The 26,186-nt window shown below is 67.0% G+C and carries 3 protein-coding genes; all 3 read left to right on the top strand.

Annotated features, from left to right (window positions below):
- The first annotated feature begins 103 nt into the window (after positions 1-103).
- The 3 genes from pvdP to AC07SI_RS29680 all read left to right on the top strand — a co-directional run bounded on the left by pvdP (position 104) and on the right by AC07SI_RS29680 (position 26,186).
- On the top strand, positions 104-1,735 hold the full coding sequence (gene pvdP / locus AC07SI_RS29690) for a pyoverdine maturation tyrosinase PvdP (protein WP_495007074.1): 1,632 nt from the start codon (positions 104-106) through the stop codon (positions 1,733-1,735).
- A gap of 275 nt (positions 1,736-2,010) precedes the next feature.
- Complete coding sequence (locus tag AC07SI_RS29685; protein WP_495007073.1) at positions 2,011-14,922, top strand: amino acid adenylation domain-containing protein; 12,912 nt, start codon at positions 2,011-2,013, stop codon at positions 14,920-14,922.
- Positions 14,919-26,186: an amino acid adenylation domain-containing protein gene (locus tag AC07SI_RS29680; protein WP_495007072.1), complete on the top strand. Its 11,268-nt coding sequence runs from the start codon at positions 14,919-14,921 to the stop codon at positions 26,184-26,186. Before AC07SI_RS29685 ends, AC07SI_RS29680 begins: the two co-directional genes overlap by 4 nt.

The raw sequence follows: 26,186 nt of genomic DNA, 5'->3' as shown, positions 1-26,186 counted from the left end.
AACGAGTGATGGGCGCGCAAATTTAGGCGCCGCCGACAGCGCGGTAAATTTCCCCGGGCTGCAAACGTTCTAGCTCTGATAAAGCCGTTTCCTAAGGTAGACAATGACCATCTCTCGACGTGGGTTCCTCGCAGGCCTGGCGCTCACCGGCGCCGCTGTGCCGGCGGCCTTTTATGCCCATCGCGAGCTGACGCGCGAAGAAGAATTCCCCATCACCCCCGGCGAAGCTACGGTGGCGCTGGCCGATACTGCCGGCCAGCACCTGGCCAACACCTTGCGTGGCGTGTGGAGCCTGCGCCTGGAAGGTCGCGACGCCGGCCTCAAGGGCCTGCCGTTGCAAGGCCTGGAACTGCTGCTCGACATTGCCCCGCGTGGCCGCGGCGTGCGTGGCTACCTGGACACTGCCGCCAAGCTGCGCGCTGAAGGCGAGCCGCGCTATCGCGTACTCGGTGACCTGGTGAGCGGCGACAGCGCCTTGCTCTATTGGCGCCTGATCGACCGCGATTCCGCCGACGGCAGGCCCGCCTATGAATTCAAGATGACCCTCGACCAGGTCTGGGCGGACTTTGCCAACGCCGGCAGCAGCACCCTCAGCGGGCAGATCCTTGATCTGGATCGCCCGCTGGCATTGACCGAGCGCGACAACCGCTTCATTGCCCACAAGCACTGGTTTCCCGAAGCGCGCCAACGCATCGGCCTCAACCCGACGCTGCTGGCCTGGCTGATCGCGCCCGAGCACCGCCTGTTCCATCAGCTGTGGCACGCCACCCGGGACCAGTGGCACAAGCTCTCCGAAGAAAAGCGCGAGGCCCTGCGCGGCATCGGCTGGCAACCCGGCCCACGGGGCAAGGAGCGTGATGCGCGTGGCAAGCACAAGGACCGCAACGGCTCGGGCATCGACTTCTTCTTCATGCACCGGCACATGCTCGGCACCGCGCGCTCAATGCAGGATTTGCCCTCATGGCCGCAATTCCCCGCGCCGCAACCGCCCCTTGAGCGCGATCGCCTGGGCTTCCTGCGGTACTTCGACAACCACGATGGCTTCGCCCTGCCGCCCACCTGGTGGGCCGCGGATGACAGCGAATACACCCAGTGGGTCAGCGACATCAAGGCCGCCGAGACCTACCACAGCAACTTCCAGGTCTGGGAATCCCAGTACCGCGACCCGCGTTACCTGGCCAGATTGAGTCTCGGCCAGTTGGGCTCGGAGATGGAGCTGGGCCTGCATGACTGGCTGCACATGCGCTGGGCCTCGGTGCCCCGTGACCCTTCCAACGGTGCGCCCGTGCCCCTGGCCCGCGACCCGGCAGACTTCGCCCCGCGCTGGTATGCGGCGGAAAACGACTTCCTCGGCGACCCGTTTTCGTCCCACGTGAACCCGGTGTTCTGGCACTTCCACGGCTGGATCGACGACCGCATCGAAGACTGGTTCCGCGCCCATGAGCGTTTCAATCCTGGCGAGGTCAGCCGCATGCAGGTCAACGGCGTGGCCTGGTTTGCGCCGGGGCGCTGGGTCGAAGTCGGTGACCCGTGGCTGGGCCCGGACACCCATGGCTGCAGCACCACGCCGGGGCTGCAGATGGGCAAGTCGATGGAGATGGATCCGGAGACCATGAAGCTCGCGCTGCGCATCACCTTCGGTGCCGAGGACGATGCGCTGCTGGGTTTGTTCAAGCGCGTGCCGAAGCGGCCCTGGTATGCGCGGCATTTAAAGGTCAAGGCGCGCGAAGCCTGACCCTCGTCGCTGCCTGACACCGCGCCATCGCTGGCGCGCCTGCGCGTTAAAACCACACTGCTGCTCAGCCCGATCCCAGGGCTGGCGCCCTTGTCCCCGCTTCCCATGTCACCTCCCTGCGGTCAAATCCCTTAATTTCCCAACCCTGCCGGAAGCCTTCCAGGCCCCCGGCTGTGCCCGTGTTTCTTTCACCGGGCGCCCAGCACAGACGATTGCAAACGGCAGCTGAAAACGGACTTTCTTCTCCACCGTGACTTATCAGGCAGGTTACCTCCATGCAGTTCAGCGAATTATTGGCAGCGATTTCCACCCACGCGATCCGTCTGCAAAGGGAAGCAGACGACCTGATTGTCCTGGGTGACGATGAGGCATTGGATGACGCGCTGTGGGATCAATTGATCGCCCACAAACCCCGGTTGCTCGCACTGGTGGCCGAGCATGGCGGTGATTGGCTGAGCCCGGCCTATCGGATCACACCGGCCATGTTGCCGCTGGTCAGCCTCGACCAGGCGGCCATCGACCGGATCGTCGCGGCGATCCCCGGTGGTGCGGCGAACGTGCAGGACATCTACCCGCTGGCGCCGTTGCAGGAGGGCATGCTCTATCACCACCTGTCGGCGCAGCAGGGCGATCCGTATGTGCTGCACGCGCAGTTTGTGTTCGACAGCCGTCCTCGCCTGCACGCATTTGCCGAGGCGCTGCAATGGGTCATCGACCGCCACGATATTCTGCGTACGTCGATGGCCTGGGAGCGCCTCGACGAGCCGCTGCAAGTGGTGTGGCGCACGGCGACCCTGGCCTGTGAAGAGGCGCATTTCAGTGGGGGCGACGCGTTCGACCGTTTGCTGAACCGCTATGACGCGCGCACGTTCCGCCTCGACCTGGGCCAGGCGCCGCTGCTGCGCCTGGTATTTGCCGAGGACCCGACCCACCAGCGCGTGGTTGCCATGTTGCTGTTTCACCACACCATTCTCGACCACACCGCGCTGGATGTGGTGCGCGATGAAATCCAGTTGTACCTGGCGGGCCAGCAGGACCAGGCCACGGCGCCGGTGCCGTTTCGCAGCTATATCGCCCAGGTGCGCCACGGCGTCAGCGAGCAGGCCCATGAGCAGTTCTTCCGCGAGATGCTGGCGGATATCGAGGCGCCCACACTGCCGTTCGGCTTGCAGGATGTGCAGGGCGACGGCCAGGGTATCGACGAGGTACGCATCCCCGTCGACGCCGCCTTGGGCCTGCGCTTGCGCAGCCTGGCGCGGGCGCAGGGCGTGAGTGTGGCAAGCCTGCTGCACCTGGCGTTGGCACGGGTCCTGGGCGTGGTGTCCGGGCGCGAGTCAGTGGTGTTCGGTACGGTGATGCTCGGCCGCATGGGCGCGGGTGAGGGCGGTGAACGGGCGCTGGGCATGTTCATCAACACCCTGCCACTGCGCGTGGACGTGGGCGCGCAGGGTGTGCGGGCCGGCGTCAAGGCCACCCATGCACGGCTGACCGCGTTGCTCCAGCATGAGCACGCGTCCCTGGCGCTGGCCCAGCGTTGCAGCGGCGTGGCCGCGCCGACGCCGTTGTTCAGCGCGATACTCAACTACCGGCACAGCGCTGCGGGTGATATGGCCGAGGTGATTGACGTCGCCGAGGGGATCCAGGTCCTTGGTGCCGAGGAACGCACCAACTACCCGCTGACGGTGAACGTGGACGATCTCGGCGAAGCGTTTGCACTGACGGTGATGGTCGCGGCGGCCATCGGCGCGCAGCGTGTGGCGGGCTACCTGCACACGGCGCTGGCGAGTCTGGCCGAAGCCCTGGAGCAACGACCGGAGATGCCGCTGAGCGGCCTGAACATCCTGCCTGACCCCGAACGCCATGCCCTGTTGCACACCCTCAACCACACCCCGCAGACCTTCGCCGACAGCGCGCTGATCCACCAGCAGGTCGAAGCCCACGCCGCCGCCCAGCCCGAAGCCATTGCCTTGCGCTTCGACAACCAACGCCTCAGCTATCGCCAGCTCAACGAACGTGCCAACCAGGTTGCCCATCGCCTGCTCGCCCAAGGCGTGCGCCCGGATGATCGGGTGGCGATCTGCGTGGAACGCGGTGTGGAGATGATCATCGGCCTGCTGGGCATCCTCAAGGCCGGCGCGGGCTATGTGCCGATCGATCCGGCTTATCCGATTGAGCGCATCGCCTACACCCTGGCCGACAGCGACCCGGTGGCCGTGCTGGTGCAGACCAACACCCGTCATCGGGTGGGTGACCGGACGCAGATCGATCTCAACGGCCTGCGGGGCGAGTCCATCGTCAACCCGCGGATCACGCTGAGCCCAGCGAGCCTGGCCTATGTGATCTACACCTCCGGCTCCACGGGCCAGCCCAAGGGCGTGATGATCGAGCATCGCCAGGTCGCGCGGTTGTTCACCGCCACCGAACACTGGTTCGGCTTCAACCCCACCGACGTGTGGGCGCTGTTCCACTCCTTCGCATTCGACTTCTCGGTGTGGGAAATCTGGGGCGCGCTGATGCATGGCGGGCAACTGCTGATCGTGCCGCAACGGGTCAGCCGCTCGCCGGACGAGTGCTACACGCTGCTCTGTGAAGCGGGGGTGAGCATTCTCAACCAGACCCCCAGCGCCTTCCGTCAACTGATCGCCGCCCAGGGCCAGAGCCCCCAGGCGCATTCCCTGCGCCAGGTGATTTTCGGCGGCGAAGCGCTGGAACCGGGGATGCTCAAGCCCTGGTATGCCCGGGCGATCAACGCCGGCACGCAGTTGGTGAACATGTATGGCATCACCGAAACCACCGTGCACGTCACCTACCGTGCATTGCAGGCGGCGGATGCGCACCGGGTCGGCGCCAGCCCGATTGGTGTGCGCATTCCCGACCTGCAGTTGTATGTGTTGGACGAGCGCCGCGAGCCGCTGCCGTTCGGTGTGGTTGGTGAGCTGTACGTCGGCGGCGCCGGTGTGGCGCGCGGTTACCTGAACCGCGATGCGCTGACCGCCGAGCGCTTCCTGGTTGATCCGGCCACCGGCTTGCGTTTGTACAAGACCGGTGACCTCGGCCGAATGCTCGCCGACGGCAGCGTCGAATACCTGGGGCGTAATGATGACCAGGTGAAAATCCGCGGATTCCGCATCGAACTCGGCGAGATCCAGGCGCGCCTCGCCAGCGCTCCGGGCGTGCGTGACGCGGTGGTGATTGCCCGTGAAGACGAACCGGGTGACAAGCGCCTGGTGGCCTACGTGATTGCCGACGGCGCACCGAATATCGCGGATTTGCGCGACCACCTGCTGCTGAGTCTGGCCGAGCATATGGTGCCCAGCGCCTTCGTGTTGCTGGACCGTTTTACGCTGACCGCCAACGGCAAGCTCGACCGCAACGCCTTGCCCGTGCCCGATGCCACAGCCCTGGCGCGGCGGGGCTACCAGGCGCCCCGGGGCGCGGTGGAAAACGCCATCGCCGCGATCTGGCAGGACCTGCTCAAGCTCGAGCGCGTCGGCCGGGACGATAACTTTTTCGAACTGGGCGGCCATTCGCTGCTGGCGGTCAAGCTGATCGAGCGCATGCGCCAGGTCGAGCTGGGCGCCGACGTCCGCGTGCTGTTCGGCCAGCCGACCCTGGCGGCACTCGCTGCCGCAGTCGGCGGGCAGCAGCAGGTGCAGGTGCCGGCCAACCTGATCACGGCGGCCACGCAGCACATCACCCCGGACATGGTACCGCTGGTGGAGCTGAGCCAGGCCGCCCTCGACCACATCATCCAGCGCGTGCCCGGTGGCATCAGCAATGTGCAGGACATCTACGGCCTGGCTCCCCTGCAGGCGGGCATTCTGTACCACCACCTGGCGACCCGCGAAGGCGATCCCTATGTGTTGCAGGTGCAGTTCGGCTTCAACGATCAAGCGGCGGTCGATGCCTTTATCCAGGCGCTGCACAGCGTGATCGAGCGCAATGACATCCTGCGCACCGCCATCCTCTGGGAAGGCCTCGACGAGCCGGTGCAAGTGGTGTGTCGCCAGGCGCCACTGGCGGTCGAGCGCATAGAGGGGCTGGGCGCCGATGCCTTGGCGCAGTTGCAACAGCGCTTCGACCCACGGCACTTCCGTCTCGACCTCACGCGCGCCTCGCTGATGCATTTCGCCTACTGCGAAGAACCGGGTCGCCTCGTCGGCATCCTGCTGCTGCACCACATCCTGCTCGACCACACCGCCTTGCAAGTGCTGGTGCAAGAGATGAGCGCCAGCCTGTCCGGCAGCAGCGCGCAACTGCCGGAGGCCGTGCAGTACCGCAACTACGTGGCGCAGGCGCGCCTCGGAGTCAGCCAGGCGCAACACGAAGCGTTCTTCACTGAGATGCTCGGCGACATTGACGAGCCGACCCTGGCCTTCGGCTTGCAGGATGTGAACCGCGACGGCAGCGGCATTCTCGAGGCACGCCTGCCGTTGGAACCGGCCTTGAACCTGGGCCTGCGTGAACAGGCGCGGCAACTCGGGGTGAGCACCGCAAGCCTGGTGCACCTGGCCTGGGCCCAGGTGTTGGGGCAGGTCTCGGGCCAGCAAGAGGTGGTGTTCGGCACGGTGCTGCTGGGCCGCATGCAAGGCGGCGCGGGCGCCGACCGCGCGCTGGGGATGTTCATCAACACCTTGCCGCTGCGGGTCAGCCTCGGCAACACCTTGGTGCTGGCCGGTGTGCGCGCCACCCATGCACGGCTCGCACACTTGCTCGGGCATGAGCACGCGTCGTTGTCCCTGGCCCAGCGCTGCAGTGGCGTGCCGGGCTCACTGCCGTTGTTCAGCACCTTGCTCAACTACCGTCACAGCGCTGCGGACCAAGCGCCGGGGGATAACCCGTTTGCGGCCAGCGGCATCCAGATCCTCAGTTCCGAAGAGCGCAGCAACTACCCGCTGGTGCTCAATGTCGATGACCTCGGCAGCGGTTTTGCCCTGACGGTGCAAGGCGTAGCCAGCCTGGATGTGCAGCGAGTGGGCGACTACCTGCTGACCGCGCTGCGCCACCTGGTGAGTGCGTTGCAACAGGCGCCGACCACGCCGTTGCAGGCGGTGTCGATCATCCCGGCGGCCGAGCGCCACCAACTGCTGGTGGAGTTCAACGCCACGACGCGCGCCTACCCGTCGCAATTGACCGTACACCAGTTGTTCGAAGCCCAGGTACTGGCACGTCCTGAAGCGGTGGCGGCGGTGCAGGGCAGTGTGTCGCTGAGCTACCGCGACCTCAATCGCCGCGCCAATCGCCTGGCCCACCACCTGATCACCCTGGGTGTACAGCCGGGGGAAAGCGTGGCTATCGCGCTGCCGCGCAGCATCGACTTGCTGATCTGCCAGCTGGCCATCCTCAAATGCGCGGCAGTCTATGTGCCGCTGGACATCAACGCGCCGGCCGAGCGCCAGGCGTTCATTGTGCAGGACAGCGGTGCGCACCGGGTGCTTGGCGATCTCGCCGAGCTGAATCTGGACGCGCAGTCGCCGCGCAATCCCGACCTGTTCCAGACCGCCCAGTGTGTGGCGTACATCCTCTACACGTCCGGCTCCACCGGCGCGCCGAAGGGCGTGCAAGTGCCGCACCGTGCGATCACGCGCCTGGTGCTCAACAATGGCTATGCCGACTTCAACGCCCGGGACCGCGTGGCGTTCGCCTCCAACCCGGCGTTCGACGCCAGCACCCTGGAAGTCTGGGCGCCGCTGCTCAATGGCGGTTGCGTGGTGGTGGTCGAGCCGGCGGAACTGTTGTCCCAGGCCGCGTTTGGCGCACTCTTGCAGGAGCAGGCCGTTAGCGTGTTGTGGATGACCGCCGGGCTGTTCCACCAGTATGCCGATGCGCTGATGCCGGTGTTCCGCCAGTTGCGTTACCTGATCGTCGGCGGCGATGTGCTTGACCCGCTGGTGATTGGCCGCGTGCTCGCGCACGGCAAACCGCAACACCTGCTCAACGGTTATGGCCCGACCGAGGCGACCACCTTTTCCACCACCTATGAGATCACGGCGCCGGGCGAGGGCGGTATTCCCATCGGCCGGCCGATCGCCAACGCCCAGGCCTTTGTGCTGGATGCGCACCAGCACTTGCTCCCGCTGGGCGCGGTCGGCGAGCTGTACATCGGCGGCGCGGGCCTGGCCACGGGCTACGTGAACCAGCCGCACTTGACTGCCGAAAAATTTATCCCCAACCCCTTCGGCGAGGGCTTGCTGTACCGCACCGGTGACCTGGCGTGCTGGCGGGCCGACGGCATCCTGTTGTACCAGGGCCGCAATGACCTGCAAGTGAAGATCCGTGGTTATCGGATCGAACCCGGCGAAATCGAAACCTGCCTGGCGAGTTTCCCCGGCGTGAACGACGCCGTGGTTGTGGTGCGCGAAGATGCGCCCGGTGACAAGCGCCTGGTGGCCTACTACACCGCCGAGGCGGCGCTGGAGATCGAAGCGCTGCGGGCCCATCTGCAAGGCCGGTTGCCGGACTACATGGTGCCGTCGGCCTATGTCTGGCTGGCGCTGTTGCCGCTGACCGCCAACGGCAAGCTCGATCGCAAGGGCCTGCCGGTGCCCGACCACAGCGCGCTGCTCAGCCGTGGCTACGAGGCGCCGGAGGGCGCAGTGGAAACCCTGCTGGCGCAGATCTGGCAGGACGTGCTCAAGCTGGAGCGCGTGGGTCGCCATGATCATTTCTTCGAGCTGGGCGGGCATTCGTTGCTGGCAGTCAGTTTGATCGAGCGCATGCGCCAGGCCGGCCTCAGCGCCGACGTGCGCGTGCTGTTCAGCCAGCCGAGCCTGGCCGCGTTGGCGGCAGCGGTGGGCGAGGGGCGCGAAGTGCGGGTGCCGGCCAACGGCATTCCATTGCGGTGTACGCGTATCACCCCGTCGATGCTGAGCCTGGTGCAACTCGACCAGGACGCCATCGACCGTATCGTCGCCAGCGTGCCGGGGGGCGCGGCCAATGTGCAGGATATCTACCCGCTGGCGCCGTTGCAGGAAGGCATTCTCTACCACCACATCAGCGCCGAGCAGGGCGACCCGTACCTGCTGCAATCGCGCCTGGCATTCGACAGCGTCGAGCGTCTGCAGGCATTTATGGGCGCGATGCAGCAGGTGGTGGCGCGTCACGACATCCTGCGTACCGGCGTGGTCTGGGAAGGCCTGGACAGCCCGGTGCAAGTGGTGTGGCGCGAGGCGCGGCTGAGCGTGCAGGCCGTCGAGCTGGACCCGGCAGACGGCGCCATCATCGAGCAGTTGCACGGGCGTTTCGATGCCCGTCACTACCGCCTGGATATCACCCAGGCGCCGTTGCTGCGCATGGTCTACGCCAAGGACCCGGACAACGCGCGGGTGGCGGCGATCCTGCTGTTTCACCACCTGGCGCTGGACCACACTGCCATGGCCGTGGTCGGCCAGGAAATGCGCGCGTTCCTGTTCAACCAGGCGCAGGACTTGCCGGCGCCCGCACCGTTTCGCAACTACGTCGCCCAGGCTCGCCTGGGTGTCAGCGCGCAAGAGCATGAACACTTCTTTCGCGCCATGCTCGGCGATGTCGACGAACCGACCTTGCCCTTTGGCGTACAGGATGTGCAGGGCGATGGCCGTGCGATCGAGGAGGCCGAGCAAGCCCTGGACGCAGCGTTGGCACGGCGCGTGCGCGAGCAGGCCCGGCAGTTGGGCGTCAGCGCGGCGAGCCTGATGCACCTGGCCTGGGCGCAGGTGCTGGGGCTGGTGTCCGGGCGTGACGACGTGGTGTTCGGCACCGTGTTGATGGGCCGCCTGCAGGCCGGCGACGGTGCCGACCGGGCGCTGGGAATGTTCATCAACACCTTGCCGCTGCGGGTAGATGTCGCGGCCAGCGCCGCCGTGGCGGTCAGGGCCACGCATGCGCGCTTGAGTGCCTTGCTCGGTCACGAGCACGCATCGTTGGCGCTGGCCCAGCGTTGCAGCGGCGTGGCGGCCTCCACGCCGTTGTTCAGCGCCTTGCTCAATTACCGTCACACCACGCCGGACGAAATCGCGCGCGACGGCCATGGCATCTGGACGGGCGTGCAGTTGCTCGGCGGTGAAGAACGCAGCAACTACCCGCTGACCTTGAGCGTGGATGACCTGGGTGACGGCTTTGGCCTGAATGTCCTGGCGCTGCCGCAGATCGGTGCCGAGCGCCTGTGCAGCTACATGCTCGGCGCGGTGGAGCAGTTGGTCGCGGCCTTGGAAAGTGCGCCAGATACGCCGCTCAACCGGCTGCCGATTCTGTCGGTGGCGGAGCGTGACACCCTGCTGCGCGACTTCAATGCCACTGCCCACGATTTCCCCCAGGGCCAGACGCTGCACGGCGCCTTTGAGGTGCAGGCCGAACGCCAACCCGAGGCGATTGCCGTGGTGCAGGGCGACGAATCGCTGACCTATGCGCAACTCAACCGTCGCGCCAACCAGTTGGCCCATCACCTGCTGCAACTGGGCGTGCAACCGGACGACCGCGTCGCGCTCTGCTGCCGGCGTGGCCCGCAGATGCTGGTGGGGCTGCTGGGTATTCTCAAGGCTGGCGCCGGCTATGTACCCATCGACCCGGCGTACCCCGCCGAGCGCATCGCCTACCTGCTGCAGGACAGTGCCCCGGTGGCGGTGCTGGCCGAGGCGAGCACCCGCGAGCTGCTGGGCGCGGTCGCCAGCATCGACCTGCACGACCCGCGCTGGCAGCAGCATGCCGCCAGCAACCCGCACATCAGTGCCTTGACCCCGGCGCACCTGGCCTACGTGATCTACACCTCGGGCTCCACCGGCCAGCCCAAGGGCGTGATGGTCGAACACCGCAGCGTCGAAAACCTGCTGCACTGGCACTGCGAAGCCTTTGGCCTGGATGCGCGGAGCCACACCAGCAGTGTCGCCGGGTTCGGCTTTGACGCGCTGGCCTGGGAGCTGTGGCCGGCACTGTGCGTAGGCGCCACCCTGCACCTGCCGCCTGCACAGGTCGGCAATGAAAATCTCGACGCGCTGCTGGCCTGGTGGCTGGCGCAGCCGCTGGACGTGAGCTTCCTGCCGACGCCGGTGGCTGAGTACGCCTTCAGTCAGAACCTGCAACACCCAACCCTGCGCATCCTGCTGATCGGCGGTGATCGCCTGCGCCAGTTCAGCCAGGAGCGACGCTTTGCGGTGATCAACAACTACGGTCCCACCGAAGCCACGGTGGTCGCCACCTCCGGCCGCGTGCGCGCCGGGCAGGCGCTGCATATCGGCCGGCCGATCGCCAATGCCAGCGCCTATGTGCTGGACGCGCACTTGCGCCCGGTGCCGGTGGGGGTTGCCGGCGAGCTGTATGTCGGCGGCAGCGGCATTGCGCGGGGCTACCTGAACCGTCCGCAGATGACCGCCGAGCGCTTCCTGCAGGACCCGTTCAACCAGGGGCGCATGTACCGCACCGGCGACCGGGTGCGCTGGTTGCCGGATGGCAACCTCGACTACCTGGGCCGCAATGATGACCAGGTCAAAGTGCGCGGCGTGCGCGTCGAGCTGGGCGAGATCGAAAGCTGCCTGGCTGCGCTGCCCGGCGTGGGTGATGCCGTGGTGCTGGTGCGCGAGGGCCGTTTGATCGCCTGGTTCACCGAACAGCAGCCGCTGGATATCGACGCACTGCGTGCGCAGCTGCAAGCGCAATTGCCTGCAGCCCTGGTGCCGGTCGCGTACGTGAAACTTCAGGCATTGCCGCTGACCGCCAACGGCAAGCTCGACCGCAGGGCCTTGCCGGAGCCCGATCACAACGCCTTGTCGAGCCGTGACTATGCGCCGCCCCAAGGCGCGGTCGAAACCACCCTGGCGCGTATCTGGGCCGAAGTGCTGCAGGTCGGGCAGGTCGGTCGGCATGATCACTTCTTCGAACTGGGCGGGCATTCGCTACTGGCCGTGAGCCTGATCGAACGCATGCGCCAGGCTGGCCTCAGCGCCGATGTACGGGTGCTGTTCAGCCAACCCACCCTGGCGGCGCTGGCAGCCGCCGTCGGCAGTGGCCGCGAAGTGCCGGTGCCGGCCAATCGCATTGCCGTCGACTGCCAACGCATCACCCCGGACATGCTCACGTTGGTGAGCCTGGACCAGGCCACGCTGGATCACGTGGTGAGCCGTGTGCCCGGCGGTGCCGCCAATGTGCAGGACATCTACCCGCTGGCGCCCTTGCAGGAGGGCATCCTCTACCACTACATCACGGCCGAACAGGGCGACCCGTACCTGCTGCAATCGCACCTGGCATTTGACACCGTCGAGCGCCTGCAGGCCTTCGCCCAGGCACTGCAACAGGTGATCGACCGTCACGATATCCTGCGCACAGGGGTGGTCTGGGAAGGTCTGGTACAGCCGCTGCAAGTGGTGCAGCGCAGCGCCGAATTGAGCTTGCAGGAACTGCACCTGCACGGCGACGTACTGGCCGAGTTGCATGCGCGTTTCGACGCGCGGCGCTATCGCCTGGATATCAGCCAGGCCCCGCTGATCCGCCTGATGTATGCACAGGACCCGGCCAACCAACGTGTGGTCGTGGTGTTGCTCTATCACCATATCGTCCTCGACCACACCGCCTTCGACGTGGTGCTGCGCGAAATGCAGGGCTACCTGCTGGGTCACCCCGCGCCAACGACGGCACCGATGCCGTACCGCAACTACGTGGCCCAGGCCCGCCTGGGGGTGAGCGAGCAGGAACACGAGGCGTTCTTTCGCGGCATGCTCGCTGATGTCGACGCGCCGACCTTGCCCTTCGGCTGGCAGGATGTGCGCGGCGACGGCAGCGCCATCGAGGAACACAGCTTGCGCCTGGACAGCGACCTCAACCGCCGCCTGCGCGCCCAGGCCCGGCTGCTGGGCGTGAGCACCGCGAGCCTGTTCCACCTGGCCTGGGGGCAGGTGCTGGCGGCCACCTCGGGTGGGCGCAGCGTAGTCTTCGGCACCGTGTTGGTCGGCCGCCTGCAGGGCGGCGAGGGTGCCGACCGCGCGCTGGGTGTGTTTATCAATACCTTGCCGCTGCGCCTGGATATCGACGCGCAGGGCGCCCGCGCTGCCGTGCGTACCACCCATGAGCGCCTCAGCGCCTTGCTCGGGCATGAGCACGCGTCCCTGGCGCTGGCCCAGCGCTGCAGTGGGGTGGCCGCGCCGGCGCCGCTGTTCAGCTCGATGCTCAACTACCGTCATCGCGGCGCGGCCACGCGCTCGCAGGAGGCGCAGCAGGCCTGGGAAGGCATGCAGACCCTGGTCAACGACGGGCGCACCAACTACCCGCTGACCTTGAACGTGGATGACCTGGGCGATGGCTATGCCATCACCGCCCTGGCGCGTACCGACGCGCAGCGGGTATGCGGCTATCTGCAAGTGGCCTTGTCCGGCCTGGTCGACGCGTTGGAGCAGGCGCCGCAGCGGGCGCTTGACCGCCTGCCGGTGCTGGACGCCGAGGAGCGTAAAAAGCTGCTGGTCGAGTTCAACTCAACCGAGGTGCCGTACAACCTCGACCAGACCCTGCACAGTCTGTTCGAAGCCCAGGTGGTGCGCACACCGCAGGCCGTGGCGGTCACCGCCGGCGAGCAACACTTGACCTATCAGGCACTCAACGAGCGCGCCAATCGCCTGGCCCATCACCTGCGTGAACGCGGCGTCCAACCAGACGCGCGGGTAGGTATCTGTGTGGAGCGTGGCCTGGAGATGGTCGTCGGCCTGTTTGCGATCCTCAAGGCCGGTGGCGGTTATGTGCCGCTGGACCCGGCCTACCCGCAGGAACGCATCGCCTACATGCTGCAGGACAGCGCGCCGGTGGTGGTGCTGGCCGAGGGCGCGACCCTGGCGCTGCTGGGGGACGCGCCGGTGATCGATCTCGACCATTGCACCTGGCAGCACCAGCCCGCGACCAATCCCCACGTCGCCGACCTCAATGCGCGCCATCAGGCCTACGTGATCTACACCTCCGGCTCCACCGGCCAGCCCAAGGGCGTGATCAACGAACACGCCGGGGTGGTCAACCGCCTGTTGTGGATGCAGGACGCCTACGGTCTCAAGGCCGAGGACGCGGTGTTGCAGAAAACCCCGTTCAGCTTCGACGTGTCGGTGTGGGAGTTCTTCTGGCCGCTGTTCACCGGCGCCCGCCTGGTCATGGCGCGTCCGGGCGGGCACAAGGACCCGGCGTACCTGTGCGAGGTGATCGAGTCCGAGCGGATCACCACCGTGCACTTCGTGCCGTCGATGCTTGACGTGTTCCTCGCGCATGGCGACGTCAGCCAGGCCGCCGGCTTGCGGCGCGTGATGTGCAGCGGCGAAGCCTTGCCGGGCAGCCTGGTGCGGCGCTTCAAGCAGCAATTGCCGGGCCTCGGCCTGTACAACCTGTACGGTCCGACCGAAGCCGCGGTGGACGTGAGCGCATGGAACTGCGCGCGCCCCGAGGTGCCCGACAACACGCCGATCGGCAAGCCGATTGCCAACACGCGCCTGTACCTGCTGGATGAGCAATTGCAGCCGGTGCCGCTGGGCGTGGTCGGCGAACTGTTCATCGGCGGCGTGCAGGTGGCGCGGGGTTACCTGAACCGTCCGCAGCTGACCGCCGAGCGCTTTATCAAGGACCCGTTCAGCGACGGGCGCCTGTACCGCACCGGGGATGTGGGGCGTTACCTGGCCGACGGCAATATCGAATACCTGGGCCGCAACGACGACCAGGTGAAAATCCGTGGCCTGCGCATCGAGCTGGGGGAAATCCAGGCGCGCCTGATCGAGCACGCAGCGGTCAAGGACGCCGTGGTGGTGGCCCGCGAAGAACGCCTGGTGGCCTATTACACCGGCACGCAGACGCCCGTCGACAGCTTGCGTGAACAGCTGTTGCGGCACTTGCCGGACTTCATGGTGCCCGCGTTGTTTGTGCACCTCGACGCGCTGCCGCTGAGTCCCAACGGCAAGCTTGACCGCAAGGCCCTGCCAACCCCGGGCCTGGACGCGTTGGTGGCGCGTGAGTACGAGGCGCCAGAAGGTGACACCGAGAAGCTCCTGGCGCGGCTGTGGGCCGAACTGCTCAAGGTCGAGCGGGTCGGTCGCCAGGACAATTTCTTTGAATTGGGCGGGCACTCGCTGCTCGCCGTGAGCTTGATCGGGCGCTTGCGCCAGGAAGGCATGGAAGCCGATGTGCGCGCGCTGTTCGAACAGCCGACACTGGCCGGCTACGCCGCAATGACCGAACGAATGGAGATCGTCCTGTGAGCATCAACCAACTGCTGGCGACGCTGAAAACCAAGGACATCCAACTGGCGCTCAAGGGCGATCAGTTGTCGGTGCAGGGCAACAGGCAAGCCTTGAGTGACCCGGCGATTATCGCCGCGCTGCGTGAACACAAACCGGCGTTGATCGCGCTGATCCAGGCCGGTGAGTACTCGGCGCCGCAGGCGGGCGCCGTCGAGGTACCGGCCAATGGCATCCCGGCCGGCGCCGAGCGCATCACACCGGACATGCTGAGCCTGTCGACCCTGAGCCAGGAGGAGATCGACCGAGTCGTCGCCAGCGTCGACGGCGGCGTGGCGAATATCCAGGATATCTACCCGCTGGCGCCGTTGCAGGAAGGCATCCTGTTTCACCACGTCAGCGCCGAGCACGGCGATCCGTACGTGATGCAGGCGCAATTCGCGTTCGACAGCCTGGAGCGCTTCGACGCCTTTGCCCAGGCGCTGCAGGCGGTGATGGATCGCCACGATATCCTGCGCACCGGCGTGGTGTGGGACGGCCTGCAAGAGCCCTCGCAAGTGGTGTGGCGCACCGCGCGCCTGCCGGTGCAGGCCCTCCAATTGCCGGCGGCCGAGGGCGATATCGCCGCGCAATTGCATGCGCTGTTCGATGCCCGCCACTATCGTCTCGACGTGACACAGGCGCCGCTGCTGCGCCTGGTGCGCGCGGATGATCCGGCCAACCAGCGCATCGTCGCCAGTTTGTTGTTCCACCACATGGCGCTCGACCACAGTGCCCTGGAAGTGGTGTGCCATGAAATGCAGGCGTGCCTGCTGGGGCAGGGCGCGGCACTCGGCCAGGCGGTGCCGTTTCGCAACTATGTGGCCCAGGCGCGGCTGGGGACCCGCGAAGAGGAGCACGAAAGCTTTTTCCGCCAGATGCTCGGCGACATCAGCGAACCGACCTTGCCGTTTGGCCTGCACGATGTACAAGGCGATGCACGCGGCATTGCCGAGGTTCACCTGGCACTGGCGCCGGCGTTGTCGCAACGGCTGCGGGCGCAGGCGCGGCAACTAGGGGTGAGCGCCGCCAGCCTGTTCCATATGGGCTGGGCGCAGGTGCTGGGGGTGTTGTCCGGCAAGGAGCAAGTGGTGTTCGGCACCGTGTTGATGGGCCGCCTGCAGGGCAGCCATGACACGGACCGGGCGCTGGGGATCTTCATCAACACGCTGCCGTTTCGCGTGGACGTGGGCAACGAGGGCGTGCGCGCCGGGGTCAAGGCCACCCACGCAAGGCTCACCACGTTGCTGCGCCATGAGCATGCGCCGCTGGCCCTGGCCCAGCGCTGCAGTGGCGTGGTGGCGCCGACGCCGTTGTTCAGTGCGTTGCTCAATTACCGCCACAGCGCCCCGGCCGCCAGCGCCGAGGCGGTCTCGGCCTGGCACGGTATCGCCGCGCTGAGTGCCGAGGAACGCACCAACTACCCGCTGACCCTGAGTGTCGATGACCTGGGTGAAGGCTTCGGCCTGAGCCTGCTCGCCAGCACCTTGGTGGACCCGCACCGCGTCTGTGCCTACCTGCAGACCGCGTTGGAAAACCTGCTGGACGCGCTGGAGCAGGCGCCGGACACCGCGCTCAACCGCGTTTCGGTGCTGCCGCTCGCCGAGCAGCAGCGCTTGTTGCAGCAGTTCAATGCCACCCAGGCGGAGTTCCCCCAAGGCACCACGCTGCATGCCCGCATCGAAGCCCAGGCCGCGCTGGCGCCCGACGCCATCGCCGCCGTGCACCAGGGGCGGCAGATGACCTATGCCGAGCTGAACCAGCAGGCCAACCTGCTGGCGCATCACCTGCTGGCCCTGGGGGTCAAGCCTGATGACCGCGTGGCGGTTGTCGCGCGCCGGGGCCTGGACACCCTGGCCGGGTTGCTGGCGATCCTCAAGGCTGGCGCCTGCTATGTGCCCGTGGACCCGTCCCACCCGGCTGAGCGCCTTGAGTACCTGCTCAGTGACAGCGCGCCGGTCGCGGTATTGGCCCAGCACGCGTTGCTTGCCCGCCTGCCGGCGCTCGACGTGCCGGTGATCAACCTTGATCGCTACACCTGGCAGCATCATTCGGCGAGCAACCCGATGGTCGCGATGACCGCGTCGAACCTCGCCTATGTGATCTACACCTCCGGTTCCACCGGCCAGCCCAAGGGCGTAATGGTGGAACACCACACCGTGGCCAACCTGGTGGACTGGCACTGCCGCACGTTTGACCTGTGCGCCGGGCGCCACACCGCCAGCGTCGCCGGGTTTGGCTTTGATGCGATGGCCTGGGAGATCTGGCCGGCCCTGTGTGTGGGGGCGACCCTGCACCTGCCGCCGGCTACGGACGGCGCCGAGGATATTGATGCGCTGCTGGCCTGGTGGTGCGCGCAGCCGCTGGACGTGTGCTTCCTGCCGACCCCGGTGGCCGAGTACGCGTTCAGCCAGCAGATCGAACACCCGACCTTGCGCACGCTGCTGATCGGCGGCGACCGCCTGCGCCAGTTCGCGCGTGCGCAACGTTTTGAACTGATCAATAACTACGGCCCGACCGAAGCCACGGTGGTCGCCACCTCGGGCAAGGTCGAGGCCGGCCAGCCGCTGCACATCGGCAAGCCCATCGCCAATGCCCGCGTGTACCTGCTGGATGCGCAGCAGCGGCCGGTGCCGCTGGGCGTGGCGGGCGAGCTGTATGTGGGTGGCAAGGGCGTGGCGCGCGGCTACCTGAACCGCCCGCAGCTGACGGCCGAACGTTTCCTGCACGACCCGTTCAACGCGGGGCGCATGTACCGTACCGGCGACATGGCGCGCTGGCTGCCGGACGGCACCCTCGAGTACCTGGGGCGCAACGATGACCAGGTGAAAATCCGTGGCGTGCGGATCGAATTGGGCGAGATCGAAGCCCAGCTCAACCATCTCCCGAGTCTCCTGGAAGCGGTGGTGCTGGTGCGTGAGGAGCGCCTGGTCGCCTACTACACGGAAAACCCGCAGCTCGACCCACTGACCGTGGCCGACCTCCGCGCCCACCTGGTGACACACCTGCCGGACTACATGGTCCCGGTCGCCTACGTGAAGCTGGACGCGCTGCCCCTCACCGCCAACGGCAAGCTCGACCGCAAGGCCTTGCCGGCCCCGGACATGGCCGCGGTGTTTACCCGTGAATACGAAGCCCCCGAGGGCGAGATCGAAAGTGTGCTGGCGCAGATCTGGGCCGAGGTGCTGCAGGTCGAGCGCGTGGGGCGCCGCGATCATTTCTTCGAGCTGGGTGGGCACTCGTTGCTGGCGATGCGCATGGTCTCCCAGGTGCGCCAGCGCCTGGGCGTGGAGTTGCTGCTCAGCGACGTGTTCGCCAATGCCGAACTGGCCGCTGTCGCCGAGGGGTTGGCCCAGGCCGGCCGCAGTACCTTGCCGCAGATCCTGCCGGCCAACCGCGATGAGCCGGTGCCGCTGTCTTTTGCCCAGCAGCGCCTATGGTTCCTGGCGTTGATGGAAGGCGCCAACACCGCCTACAACATTCCCATCGGCCTGCGCCTGCGCGGCCAGCTGCACGTCGAGGCGTTGCAACGCGCGCTGGCGCGGATTGTCGCGCGGCATGCCACCCTGCGCAGCCGTTTTGCCCAGCACGGTGACGTGGCCCAGGTGCTCAGTGTGCCGGCCGAAGACGTGCTGCCCCTGCAAGTGCAGGACCTGCGTCGCCACCCGCAACCCCAGCAGGCGCTGGATGCATTGATCCAGGGCGAGGCTTCGGCCCCCTTTGACCTGGAGCGCGGCCCGCTGCTGCGCGGGCGCCTGGTGGTGATGGCCGACGATCACCACGTGCTGCTGTTGACCCTGCACCATATCGTCTCGGATGGCTGGTCCATGGGCGTGCTGACCCGTGAGCTGACGGCGTTGTACCAGGCGTTCAGCCACGGCCTGCCAGACCCGTTGCCGGCGCTGGCGATCCAGTATGGTGACTTCGCCGTGTGGCAGCGCCTGTGGCTCAGCGGCGAAGTGCTGCAGCGCCAGAGCCGCTATTGGCAGCAGGCCCTGGACGGTGCACCGGCCTTGCTCACACTGCCCACCGACCGCCCGCGCCCGGCACTGCAGGACTACGCCGGCAGCAGCGTCGAGGTACGCCTGGATGAACGCTTCACCGCTGGTCTCAAGGCCTTGAGCCAACGCCACGGCAGCACGTTGTACATGACCTTGATGAGCGCCTGGGCTGCCTTGCTCTCGCGGCTGTCCGGGCAGCACGACGTGGTGATCGGCTCGCCGGTGGCCAACCGCACGCGAGGTGAGGTGGAAGGCTTGATCGGCCTGTTCGTCAACACCCTGGCGGTGCGTATCGACACCTCCGGCGCGTTGAGCACCGAGGCGTTGCTGGCACGGGTCAAGGGCCTGACACTGGCGGCCCAGGACCACCAGGACCTGCCGTTCGAGCAGGTGGTGGAAATCACCCGGCCGCTGCGCAGCCTGGCCCACAGCCCGCTGTTCCAGACCCTGCTGACCTGGCAGGACAGCAGTGCGCCGACCCTGGCCCTCGGCGACCTGGCCCTGGAGCGCATTGTCGAACACAGCCACTTTGCCAAGTTCGACCTGTCGCTGGACCTGGGCGAAGTGCAGGGCACGATTATCGGCGCGCTGGAATACGCCGTGGCACTGTTCGATGAGTCGACGGTGCGTCGTTATGTCGGCTACTTCACCCGCCTGCTGCGGGCCATGGTCGACAACGACCAGGCGGTCCTTGAGCAGGTGCCGCTGGTGGACGAGCGCGAGCGCCAGCAGTTGCTGTTCGACTTCAATGCCACGGCGGTCGACTACGACCTCGAACAGACCCTGCATGGGATGTTCGAAGCGCAGGTGGCGCGCACTCCGCACGCGATTGCGCTCAAGGCCGGCGAGCTGCAACTGACCTATGCCGAACTGAATGCGCGGGCCAATCAGTTGGCGCATCACTTGCTGGCGCTGGGTGTACAGCCCGGTTCGCGGGTGGCGATCTGCGTGGAGCGCGGCCTGGACATGGTCATCGGCCTGTACGCGATTCTCAAGGCCGGCGCCGCCTATGTGCCGCTGGACCCGGCGTATCCGCTGGAGCGCCTTGCCTACATGCTCGCGGACAGCGCGCCGGTCGCCGTGCTGGCCCAGGCGGCAACGCGTGGGGTGCTGGGGGACGTGGCGGTGGTCGACCTCGACCAGCCGTGCTGGCAGCACCAGCCGCTCGACAACCCGACGGTTGTGGCCGTCAGCGCCTACGTGATCTACACCTCCGGCTCCACCGGCCAGCCCAAAGGCGTGATCAATGAGCATGCCGGGGTGGTCAACCGCCTGTTGTGGATGCAGGACGCCTATGCGCTGACGGCCGACGACGCGGTGCTGCAGAAAACCCCGTTCAGCTTCGACGTGTCGGTGTGGGAGTTCTTCTGGCCGCTGTCCACCGGCGCGCGCCTGGTGATGGCGCGACCTGAAGGGCATAAGGATCCGGCCTATTTGTGCGCCGTGATCGCGGCTGAGCAGATCACCACGCTGCATTTCGTGCCGTCGATGCTCGACGTCTTCCTCGCCCATGGCGACGTGAGCCAGGCCGCCGGCGTGGTGCGGGTGATGTGCAGCGGCGAAGCCTTGCCCGGCAGCCTGGTGCGGCGCTTCAAGCAGCAGTTGCCCGGCAGCGAGTTGCATAACCTGTATGGCCCCACCGAAGCCGCCGTCGACGTGACGGCCTGGAACTGCGCGGGAGCCGTGACGCCGGACAACACGCCGATCGGCAAGCCGATTGCCAACACACGCCTGTACGTGCTCGACGCGCAGTTGCAACCGGTGCCCCTGGGCGTGGTCGGCGAGCTGTTTATTGGCGGCGTGCAAGTGGCGCGTGGCTATTTGAACCGTCCGCAGCTAACCGCCGAGCGCTTCCTGCAAGACCCGTTTACCGAGGGGCGCATGTACCGCACCGGCGACGTCGGCCGTTATTGGCCGGACGGCACCCTCGAATACCTGGGGCGCAACGACGACCAGGTGAAGATCCGTGGCCTGCGTATAGAACTGGGGGAAATCCAGGCGCGGCTGACCGAATGTGCTGCGGTCAGCGAAGCCGCCGTGATCGCCCGCGATGAACGCCTGGTGGCGTACTACACCGGCGTGCGCACGCCGATCGACACACTGCGCGCGCAGCTGCTGCGGCACCTGCCGGCGTTCATGGTGCCGGCGGTGTTCGTGCATCTGGAGGCGCTGCCGTTGAGCCCCAACGGCAAGCTCGACCGCAAGGCGCTGCCGGCGCCGGGGGCGGATGCGGTGGCGGTGCGCGCGTACGAAGCGCCTCAGGGCGAGCGCGAAATGATCATCGCCGCGCTGTGGGCCGAGCTGCTCGATGTAGAGCGCGTGGGGCGCCATGATCACTTCTTCGAACTGGGCGGGCACTCGCTGCTGGCGGTCAGCCTGATGGGCCGTTTGCGCCACCTGGGGTTGGCGGCGCCGGTGAAAGTGCTGTTCGGCCAACCCACCTTGTGTGCCTTCGCCGCAGCACTGGGCGGTAGCGCGCAAGTCGCGCAGTTGCCGCCGATCCCGCTGGACTCGCCAGCCATCGCGCGTATTGTCGCCGGCATCCCCGGTGGCGTGGCGAATGTGCAGGACCTCTACCCGCTGGCGCCGTTGCAGGCCGGCATGCTCTATCACCATCGCGCCGAGCAGGCCGCCGATGCCTATCTGCTGCAGGCGCAATTTGCCTTCGACAGTCGCCAGCGCTTCGACGCGTTTGCCCAGGCCTTGCAGGCGGTGATCCAGCGGCACGACATTTTGCGCTCTTCCTTCCATTGGCAAGGCCTGGAGGAACCGTTGCAAGTGGTGTGGCGTGAGGCGAGCCTGCGCGTCGAAAACGGGCCGGTGCCGCCGCGCCTCGACCTCGGGCAGGCACCGCTGATGCGCCTGGTGTATACCGAGACGCCGCAGCGGCTGGTCGCGACCTTGCTGTTCCACCACCTGGTAATGGACCACCTGGCGCTGGAGATCCTGCAGCATGAACTGCAGGCCTTCCTGTTGGGTGCCCAGGATCAGCTGGGTGCGGCGGTGCCATATCGCAACTACGTGGCGCAGACCCGCGTGGGCGCCGAGACCCACGAGGATTTTTTCCGCGCGATGCTGGGGGACATCGATGAGCCAACGGTGGTGCAGGACCTGGGCCCCGCTGCACCGGCGCGGGTGACGCTTGACGCTGCGTTGGGTCAACGCCTGCGTACCCAGGCGCGCCAGGCAGGGGTCAGCACTGCGAGCCTGATGCACCTGGCGTGGGCCCATGTACTCGGCAAGGTCAGTGGGCGTGAGTCGGTGGTCTTCGGCACCGTGCTGCTGGGCCGCCTGCAAGGCGGCGAGGGTGCCGAGCGCGCCATGGGGGTGTTTATCAACACCTTGCCGCTGCGGGTCGACCTCGGTGAACAGTCGGTACGCACTGCCGTGCAGGCCACGCATGTGCGCCTCACCGAACTGCTCAGCCACGAGCATGCGTCGCTGGCACTGGCCCAGCGGTGCAGCGCGGTACCGGCGAGCACGCCCTTGTTCAGCGTGTTGTTCAACTATCGCCATAGCGCGCCGCGCGGCGCGGGTGTGGCCGAGGCGTGGCAGGGCATTCAACTGCTCAAGGCCGAGGAGTCCAGCAACTATGGCTTGTCGATGAGTGTGGACGACCTCGGCGACAGCTTCGGTTTGAAGGCCGTGGGGCCGGGCGCGCGGCGGTTGTGCGACTACCTGCAGATCGCCGTGGAGCAGGTGGTGCAGGCGCTGGAAGGGGCGACGGAGATTGCCATCGGCCGCTTGCCGATCCTGCCCGCTGCCGAGCGCCAGCAGCTGTTGGCGTTGAATGCCACTGCCCGGGCATTCCCGCGTGAGCACACGGTGCAGCGCTTGTTCGAAGCCCAGGCGCAGGCACGGCCCGGCGCCGTGGCGGCGCTGCAGGGCGAACACAGCCTGAGCTACGGCGAACTGAACAGCCGCGCCAACCGCCTGGCCCATCACCTTATCGAGCTTGGCGTGCGGCCTGGGCACAGCGTGGCCATCCTGCTGCCACGCTGCCTGGATTTACTCGTCAGCCAGCTTGCAGTGCTCAAGTGCGCGGGCGCCTATGTGCCGCTGGATATCCACGCGCCGGCCGAACGCCAGGGCTTCATGGTGCAGGACAGCGGCGCGAGCTGGCTGCTGACCCACAGCGATGCGGTGGTCGGGTACCCGGTCCGGCGCCTGGACCTCGACACCCTGGTGCTCGACCCGCAACCGAGCCATAACCCGGACGTGTCGCAATCCTCGGACAGCGTGGCGTACATCATGTACACCTCCGGCTCCACGGGCACGCCCAAGGGCGTATTGGTGCCCCATCGCGGCATCACACGGCTGGTGCTCAACAACGGCTATGCCGATTTCAATGCCGGCGACCGCGTGGCCTTCGCCTCGAACCCGGCGTTCGACGCCAGCACCATGGACGTCTGGGGCGCATTGCTCAACGGCGGCCAGGTGCAGGTCATCGACCATGCCACCGTGCTCGACCCGAGCGCGTTCGGCGCGGCCTTGCAGGAGGTGACGGTGCTGTTCGTGACCACGGCGCTGTTCAACCAATACGTGCAGATGATTCCCCAGGCGTTGGCGGGCCTGCGCATTCTGTTGTGCGGCGGCGAGCGGGCCGACCCGGCCGCGTTTCGCCGCCTGCTGGCCGCGGCCCCCGCGCTGCGGCTGGTGCACTGTTACGGGCCGACGGAAACCACCACCTATGCCAGCACTTATGAAGTGCGCGCGCTGGCCGATGACGCCGAGAGCGTGCCGGTGGGACGGCCGATCGCCAACACCCGGATCCATGTGCTGGATGCGCAATTGCAGCCGGTGCCGCTGGGGGTCAGCGGTGAAATCTGCATCGGCGGCGATGGCGTGGCCAAGGGGTACTTGAATCGCCCTGAGCTGAGCGCGGAAAAATTTGTCCAGGACCCCTTTGTCCCAGGCGCCCTGATGTACCGCACCGGCGACCTCGGCCGCTGGACGGCGGACGGGTTGCTGGAGTGCATCGGGCGCAATGACGACCAGGTGAAAATCCGCGGTTTCCGCATCGAGCTGGGCGAGATTGAAGCGCGCCTGGCAACCTTTGCCGATGTCCAGGAGGTGGTGGTGCTGGCGCGCGAAGACGCGCCGGGGGACAAGCGCCTGGTGGCGTACTTTACCGGTGCCGCCGCCATCGACGCCCTGCGTGCACACCTGCAGGCGCAACTGCCGGAATACATGCTGCCTTCGGCCTATGTGGCGCTCGCGCACTTGCCGTTGACTGCCAACGGCAAGGTCGACCGCAAGGCGCTGCCGGCACCTGAGTGGGACGCCTTGAACCGCCGCGACTTCGAAGCCCCCAGCGATGCCCTGGAGCACACCCTGGCGCGGCTGTGGGCCGAGGTGTTGAAACTGGAACAGGTGGGCCGGCATGACAGCTTCTTCGAATTGGGCGGACACTCGCTGCTGGCGATTCGGCTGGTAAACCTGCTGGAGGAAGCGGGTCTGCCGGTGTCCCTCGCCGAGCTGTTCCAGCATGCCAGCGTGGCGTGCGTCGCCGCGCTGTTGCGCGCACGCACCCAGGCACCGCTGCGCGACACCGGCGTGATCACGGTGCGCAGCAGCGGTACGCAACCGCCGTTGTTCCTGATCCATGAGTTCAGTGGCATGGACGTCTATTTCCCGGCGCTGGGCCAGCACCTGCCCGGTGATTATCCGATTTTCGGCCTGCCCGGCGTGCCCTTGGGTGAAGCGCATCTGCACAGCATGGAAGGCCTGGCGGCGCGCATGGTCGGGCTGATTCGCGAGCGCCAGCCCCACGGGCCGTATCGGCTGGCGGGCTGGTCGTTTGGCGGCGTACTGGCTTATGAGGTCGCCATGCAATTGCTGGGGCTGGATGAGCCCGTGGCGTTTCTCGGCTTGATCGACAGCTACGTGCCGCGCATGACCGACCAGGGCAAGGCGCGCTGGAGCGGGCCGGACGCGCTCAAGCGGCACCTGTTGTTGCAGTGCACGGCCTATTGGAACGCACAGGGAGGTGCACATGAGTTGGCGAGTCTTGAACAGTTGGCGGCGGGCATTGGACAGCTGGACTTTGCAGGCCTGCTGCAACGCTGTCGCGATCAAGGTCTGCTGTACGCGCAAATGGCGGCGGCGACGGACGCGGACCTCTTGAACTTCATCGAGCGCGAAGTCGGGCATGGGCATGCGCTGGCGCATTACAGCCTGTTCCCGCTGCCGATTCCGGTGCATCTGTTCAGCGCGCTGGAGCGCCCGACCGAGTTGTCGCGGCGCAGTGAATCGCTGGGTTGGGAGGACGCACTGGCGCCGGGCCAACTGCGCCGCATCGAGGTGCCTGGCGATCACCAGAGCATGATGCAGGCCCCGCATATCCGCACGTTGGGCGCGGCGATCAGCGCCGCCCTGGCGACCTGTTCGCCACAGAAGCAGGCGCCGCACCAGCCGCTGCTGCGCATCCAGAGCGGGCGGGAAGGGCATGCGCCGCTGTTCTGTGTGCCGGGGGCGGGGGACAGCGTCACCGGCTTCGTGGGGTTGAGCGACGCGCTCGGGCGCGATTGGCCGCTGTTCGGCCTGCAACCACGTGGCCTCGACGGTGAGGCAGTGCCGCACAGCCAGGTCGAAGCGGCGGCGGCCTGTTACCTGGCGGCGCTGGCGCAGGAGTACCCGCACGGGCCGGTGCACCTGGCCGGGCATTCCTTCGGTGGCTGGGTGGCGCTGGAGCTGGCGCTGCAGTTGCAGGCGGCCGGACGTGAAGTGGCGTCGTTGACGGTGATCGACAGCGAGGCGCCAGGCGGCGCGGGCAAGCCGTATACCACCACGGCGGCACTGCTGCGCCTGATCGAAGCGATGCAGTTGTCGGCCGGCAAGTCGTTGGGCATTGACCCCCTGGACTTCGCCGCGCGCGATGACATCGCGCAACGGCAATGGCTGCACGCGGGCATGGTCGGCGTCGGCTTGCTGCCGGCGCGGGCCAGTGTGGACGCGATGGACGGTCCGGCGCGTACCTATGCGGCGGCGTTGCGCACGGTGTATCGGCCGGCGCGGCGGTTCGAGGGGGTGGTGCGGTTGGTGTTGGCCCAGGACCCGGCGCTGGATGCAGCGGGCAATCAGCGTGAGCAGGGCCTGATGATTGAAGGGTGGCGACGCCAGGGCAACGGGTTGCAGGTGTGGTACGGCGGCGGCAATCACTTCACGTTGCTCAAGGCCCCGAATGTTCACGGGCTGGCACGTTGGTGGCTGGACGGTGTGGTGGTTGCGGAGGTGGTGTCGTGA

It is taken from the genome of Pseudomonas sp. GW821-FHT05D12 (genome assembly GCF_059419825.1).
This window is presented reverse-complemented; position numbering and strand designations above follow the sequence as displayed.